This window comes from Streptomyces sp. NH27 (assembly GCF_056859195.1).
In genome coordinates this window covers 1-5,854 of the sequence record NZ_JACEGK010000511.1, presented here as the reverse complement: position 1 = coordinate 5,854, position 5,854 = coordinate 1, and the positions used below count along the sequence as shown (strand labels likewise).

Below are 5,854 nucleotides of genomic sequence, written 5' to 3'. Positions count from 1 at the left end.
GGGCTAGGGTGCGGGTGTTCGCAGCGCGGTGCCCGGTTGGGTGGCCGTGTCGGTCGTGTGTGTGACCTAGGAGGTGTGACCCGATGGCTGTTTCCGTGACGGGTGTTACCCGTATTCAGCTGTTCGTGCGGTTCACCTCTGTGGTCTCCGGCTGACCTTTTCTGCTGTTCGTCGCGCTTGTGGAGCGCGCGGGCCGGGGCCCTGTTCGAAGGGTTTCCCTTGTCTTTCTCTTTTCGTGATGCCTCTTCGCATGTCCTGGTGCCCTATGGCTGGGACGACGTGTGGGAGGCGGACTTCGTGCCGTATGCCGAGCGCGGGTTGGTGCCCGGGCGGGTGGTGCGGGTGGACCGTGGACTGTGTGATGTGTTCACGGCCGATGGTGTGGTGCGCGCCGACACCGAGTTCGTCGTGCCGAAGGACCCGATGCGCGTGGTGTGCACGGGGGATTGGGCCGCGCTCGATCCGGCCGGCCACGACCCCCGCTTCGTGCGGGAACTGCTTCCACGGCGCTCCCGGTTCGTCCGGTCCACGTCGTCGAAGCGGTCGGAGGGCCAGGTGCTGGCGGCGAACCTGGACCATGTGGCGGTGTGCGTCTCGCTCGCCGTCGAACTGGACCTGGGGCGGCTGGAGCGGTTCGTATCACTGGCCTGGGAGAGCGGGGCACAGCCGCTCGTGGTGCTCACCAAGGCCGACCTGGTGCCCGACACCACACACCTGCTCGCGGACGCGGAGGCCGCCGCGCCCGGGGTGCGGGTGGTGGTGGCGAGCGCCGAGAGCGGTGAAGGGCTCGACGAACTCGGCGAGTTGATCGCCGCGGGCAGCACGGTGCTGCTCGGGCAGTCCGGCGCCGGGAAGTCGACGCTGACCAACGCTCTGGCCGGGATGTCCGTCCAGGAGGTGCAGGCCACCCGGGACGCCGACGGCAAGGGTCGGCACACCACGACCACCCGGGACATGGTGCCGCTGCCGCACGGCGGGGTGCTGATCGACACCCCGGGGCTGCGCGGTGTCGGGCTGTGGGACGCCGCGTCGGGCCTGGGCCAGGTCTTCGCCGAGATCGAGCAACTGGCCGCGGACTGCCGCTTCCCGGACTGCTCGCACCAGGCCGAGCCGGACTGCGCGGTGCTCGCCGCGCTGGACGACGGCACCCTGCCGCAGCGCCGCCTCGACAGCTATCGCAAGCTGCTGCGCGAGAACGCCTGGATCGCCTCCCGCACCGACCAGCGACTGCGTGCCGAACTGCGCCGCGAGGGGAAGCAGCGGTCGGCGGAAGGCCGGGAGATGTACGAGCGCAAGCGCGGCGGGGGCGGCGGCCACCGCCACGGCCGGGTCCGCTGACCGGCGGCCGGTCGCGGGCTCAGCGCGGCCGGCCCGCCGGGCACCTCATCCGGTGTCGCCACGACGTCCGTGGCGGCGCCGGACCCCGATCGGACTTCCCTCGCTCCAGAAGGAACCGATGATTCCGGCGATGACGAGCGCCACGATCACGATTCCCAGAATGACGCTGTAGGCCATGCCATGACCTCCTCACATCCGCGCGGCCTTCACCGCACCGTCACTTTCGCTGCCTGATCGTGACCTTCCCGTTGCATGGCGGTCTCAACCCACTTCTCAACAGGGCTTTCGGGCAAATCTGTTGGGCGTCGGCGGCAATATGACGGTAGGTAAGTCGTGAGATGCGCAAACCGGATATCCGGGCAACCGGATGAACGGCCGGTCAGATCCTCATGCCGACGCCCGCACCACCAGCTGCGTCCGCGTCACGATCGAGGACAGCGCCGGCCCGCCCGACTCGGCCGCGCCCGCCTCGATCCGGCGCAACAGCAGCCGCGCCATCATCCGGCCCATCTCCTCGATGTCCTGCCGGATCGTGGTCAGCGGCGGGTCCGTCCAGTCGGAGACCGACACGATGTCGTCGAAGCCGATCACCGCCACGTCCTCCGGCACCCGCCGCCCCCGCGTGCGCAGCAGCCGCAGCGCCCCCGAGGCCATCACGTCGGATGCCGCGAACACCCCGTCCAGATCGGGGAAGTCGTCCAGCAGCCGGGTCATCGCCTGGGAGCCGCCGTCGGGGGTGAAGTCGCCCTCGACGATCAGCCGCGGGTCGATGTCCGGCAGCACGTCTCGGAAGCCGTCCAGCCGGTCCACGGACGCGGTCTGGTCCAGCGGGCCGGCGATGTGGCCGATCCGGCGGCAGCCCAGGTTCAGCAGGTGGTTGACCGCGTCGCGGGCGCCGCCGCGGTTGTCGCAGTCGACGTAGAGCGTCTCGCTGTCGGACCAGTCGGGGCGGCCGCCTATCACCGTCGGCACCCCGGCCCGGCGGGCCAGTGCGGGCAGCGTGTCGTCGTCGTGCAGCGAGAAGATCAGCGCGCCGTCGACGTGGCCGCCGCCCAGATAGCGGCCCACCCGCTCGTAGTCGGCCGCGCCCTCGGTGAGCAGCAGCACCAACTGGTTGTCGTGCACGGTCAGTTCCTTGCTGATGCCGCGCACCTGCTGGGCGAAGAACGGGTCGGCGAAAAACCGCGTCTCCGGCTCGGCCACGACCACCGCGATGGCGTCGTTCCGCCGCGTCACCAGGGCGCGGGCGGCCTGGTTGGGCACGTAGCCCAGCTCGTCGACCGCTCGCCGGACCCGCTCGGCCAGCGGTGCGCGCACCCCCTCGCTGCCGTTGACCACGCGGGAAGCGGTGGCCCTGGACACCCCGGCCCGTGCGGCCACGGCCTCCAGCGTGGGGCGGGGCGCGAAGCTCGGGTCGGACAACGGAGGGCTCCTTCGCACGCGGATAACGAAAACTTCCGGACCATTTCGATACGGACAGCGTATCGGGTCGACACGATCACGTGAGAGCGCTCTCTCGGTGGTCCCCGAGCTTGGCGGCGCTGACACCTGCACCAGTCCGCCCGGGTACCGGGCGTACGCGTGCGATTCCGGCGCCCCCTCGTCAGGTCCACCCGGCAGGCCCTAGGACCTTGGGCGGGGGGCTTTCAGTCGAGCGGCGGATGCCGGGTCGGGCGGGCGGCGGGAGGATGGCCGTATGACGACCAGGACCGCACGGACCGAACTGAACGAAGCCGAGCTGGCCTATCTGCGCGGGCAGTTCCTCGCCCGGCTGGCCACCGTTGACGCGCAGGGGCACCCGCAGGCGAATCCGGTGGGCTACTTCCTGCGTGCGGACGGCGCGGTGGACATCGGCGGCTTCGCGATGGGCACCACGAAGAAGTGGCGCAATGTCGCCGCGAACCCGAACGTGTCGCTCGTCGTGGACGACATGTCCCGCCCCGGCGACCCCCGCACCGCCCGCGGCGTCGAGATCCGCGGCACCGCCGAGCAGGTGGAGGGCCCGCACGAGTACGGCGAGCACATGAGCCAGGAGCTGATCCGCATCCATCCGGAGAAGATCATCAGCTGGGGTGTCGAGGGCCCCGCGGTCTGACGTGGGCGCGGGCGGGCCGGGTGGGCCGGGCGTCGCCGGTTCGGTCTAACCCGCGATCACCGCGCCCACCCACGCGCCCGTGACGATCAGGCAGGCCATCAGCTCGACCAGGACGGACCCGCCGACCGTACGCATCACCCGGCGGGTCGCCGTCCAGGCGGCCTGGTGGCCGCCGAGCCGGACCCGCTCGTGGACGTATACGGCCCCGGCGAAGCCCAGCGGCGCGCCCACCACCGGGAGCACGAAGAACGCGGGGATCGCCACCCCGCTCGCCGTCATGACCGTGCGCCAGGTGACGCCCGAGTCGCGGATCCGCCGGGACGGCATCAGCCACAGCACCACCTGGGCGACCGCCAGCAACCCGGTCGCCCCGGCGAGCACACCCCAGGTCAGGGTGGTGTGCTGCGAGGTGGCCCACCACAGCACGGCCGCCCAGCACAGCAGCGTTCCCGGTACACCAGGGGCCGACACGCCGATGATGCCCAGCAGCATCACCGCGCCGATCAGGCACAACTGTGCGGTCCCCATGAAAGCCACCCTGCCGGAATCCGGGCGCGTTCGCTGCCCGGCGACGCGCCCGACGCACCGGTGTTACCGGATCGCGTCCGTCGGCGAGGTACGCGACCGGCCCGCCGCATGCCGCTATGGCACCGTACGCCATTTTCAGGACCGGGCGGTCCGGATTCGGACGCGTCGCGCACGGCCCGGACCTCCGGCGGTGCGGCGAGGGCCGTCTCGCGCCCGGCGGAAGGATCTCGCGTATGGCGAGGGCCCGTCCGCGTACGGCGAAGGACCTCTCGCGCACGGCCCGGACCTCCCGCGTACGGCGCCGGGTCCGATCGGTTCCGGCGCGAGCTCCTGCCGGCCGGGGCTCAGAGCTCGTCGCGGGCGATCCAGCCGCGTTCGTACGCGTGCCAGCCGAGCTGGAGGCGGGTGCTCACGCCGGCGATCTCCATCAGCCGCTTCACCCGGCGCTGCACCGTGCGCAGCCCGAGGTCGAGTTGCTTGGCGGTGGCGGTGTCGGTCAGGCCGGCCAGCAGCAGCGACAGGATGCGCAGGTCGGTACGGTCGGGCTGCGCGTCCGTCTCCTCGACGAGTAGGCCGCCCGGCTCCAGGCGCAGCGGCATGGCCTGCCGCCACACGCCCTCGAAGAGCTCCATCAGAGCCTCCAGCAGGCCGCTGGCGTGCACCACCAGCGCGGCGGGCTCGGCACGGCGGCCCAGCGGCACCATCGCCAGCGTCCGGTCGGCCACCACGAGCTTGGTCGGCACCCGGGCCGCCACCCGCACCTGCTCGTCGCGGTCGAGCGCGGCGGCCAGTTCGGTGAGGCGGCTCTGCCCGGTCACCGCCTCCCGGTCCAGCACCACGCGGTACGTCACCCCGCGCCGCGCCGCGTCGGCCTCCGCGTCGTTGTCCACGCTGTTGACCGCGACCGGCCGGCCGGCGACCAGGGCGCAGACCTCCTGCTCGGCGCCGAACTGGAGTTGGAGGAAGCGCTGCGCCACCGCGCCCGCGCCGGTGACCACTTCGACGAGGTCGTGCACGGCGGGTTCGACCGCCTCGGCGCGGAACTCGGCGGCGAGCACGGCCGCGGCCAACTCGGCCTGCTCCAGGGCGTGCCGCCGGCTGGTCAGCAGTGCGGACAGTGCGACCGCGGGCGGCGCGACCACCCAGCGGCCGGGCCGCGCGGAGGACTGGGCGACCAGGCCGTGCCCCTCCAGCCGGCGCAGCAGCCGGGCGGCGTCCTCCTCCGGCAGCGCCAACCGGTCGGCCAGTTGGCCGAGTTCGGCCGCACCGAGCGCGACCAGAGCGCGGTATGCCGATTCCTGTGCCTCGTCGAGGCCGATGGCGCCGAGCAACGAAGGCCCCTTTCGGGATGAGCGGATGTGCGATGCCGGCGGTGACGACGGCATGGCGGGAATGAGCCGCGGCGGTGTCCCGCCGTGGACATCCTCCCCTCCTTCAGGTGCCCTCTGCCACTGTGATCCACATCGCAGCGGGTGTCATACCCGGGGAACACGTGCGAACCGCGCGCGCCGGGCCGACCCTGGCCGTGGGGGCTGGGCCGACCCGGCGTTTCGCGTTTCCCGGTCCGCCTGGCGGTGGACAATAGGGGCATGAGTCAGCAGGGCGACGCACGCGGCAGCCAAGAGGACGACTGGTGGCGGCAGTTGTACGACGAGGAGGTCGCCGCCGGAGCCTCGGGCGCCGGAAACGACTCCCTCGACGCGCACTTCGACTCGGCGCTGAACGCGATGACGCCGCCGCCCCCGCCCCGGACCGAGACCCTGCGGCTGCGGCGGCCGACACCGCCGCCCCCTCCGCCGTCGTGGCAGCGGCCGAGCCGCTTGGCCCCACCGCCACCGCCACCGCGCCGGGAGGAGCCCGCCGCCCCTCCGCCGCCGCCGGGGGACCCGAGGG

The 5,854-nt window shown here is 72.4% G+C and carries 6 protein-coding genes and 1 pseudogene; 3 read left to right on the top strand and 4 right to left on the bottom strand.

Annotated features, from left to right (window positions below):
• Positions 1-258 precede the first annotated feature (258 nt).
• Positions 259-1,338 (top strand): ribosome small subunit-dependent GTPase A, encoded by a 1,080-nt coding sequence (gene rsgA, locus AC13HU_RS30660; RefSeq protein WP_483045235.1) that lies wholly within the window; start codon positions 259-261, stop codon positions 1,336-1,338.
• Positions 1,339-1,383: 45 nt separating this feature from the next.
• Here rsgA and AC13HU_RS30655 read toward each other — a convergent pair whose 3' ends face one another.
• On the bottom strand, positions 1,384-1,515 hold the full coding sequence (locus AC13HU_RS30655; RefSeq protein ID WP_483045234.1) for a hypothetical protein: 132 nt from the start codon (positions 1,513-1,515) through the stop codon (positions 1,384-1,386).
• 210 nt (positions 1,516-1,725) lie between these two features.
• Positions 1,726-2,760, bottom strand: coding sequence for a LacI family DNA-binding transcriptional regulator (locus AC13HU_RS30650; protein ID WP_483045233.1), 1,035 nt, complete (start codon positions 2,758-2,760; stop codon positions 1,726-1,728).
• 274 nt (positions 2,761-3,034) lie between these two features.
• Between AC13HU_RS30650 and AC13HU_RS30645 the strand changes: the two genes are divergently transcribed.
• Entirely contained in the window at positions 3,035-3,433 is a 399-nt protein-coding gene (locus AC13HU_RS30645) for a PPOX class F420-dependent oxidoreductase (protein ID WP_483045232.1), read from the top strand.
• Between the two features lie 45 nt (positions 3,434-3,478).
• Here the strand turns inward: AC13HU_RS30645 and AC13HU_RS30640 are convergent, their stop codons facing one another.
• Positions 3,479-3,961, bottom strand: a complete 483-nt coding sequence (locus AC13HU_RS30640) for a DUF456 domain-containing protein (protein WP_483045231.1) — start codon at positions 3,959-3,961, stop codon at positions 3,479-3,481.
• A gap of 344 nt (positions 3,962-4,305) precedes the next feature.
• A complete protein-coding gene (locus AC13HU_RS30635; protein ID WP_483045230.1) occupies positions 4,306-5,292 on the bottom strand; it encodes a helix-turn-helix domain-containing protein in 987 nt (328 codons plus the stop codon).
• Positions 5,293-5,550: 258 nt separating this feature from the next.
• Between AC13HU_RS30635 and AC13HU_RS30630 the strand changes: the two are divergent.
• Positions 5,551-5,854 (top strand): annotated as a pseudogene (locus AC13HU_RS30630) (protein phosphatase 2C domain-containing protein); the annotation flags it as partial.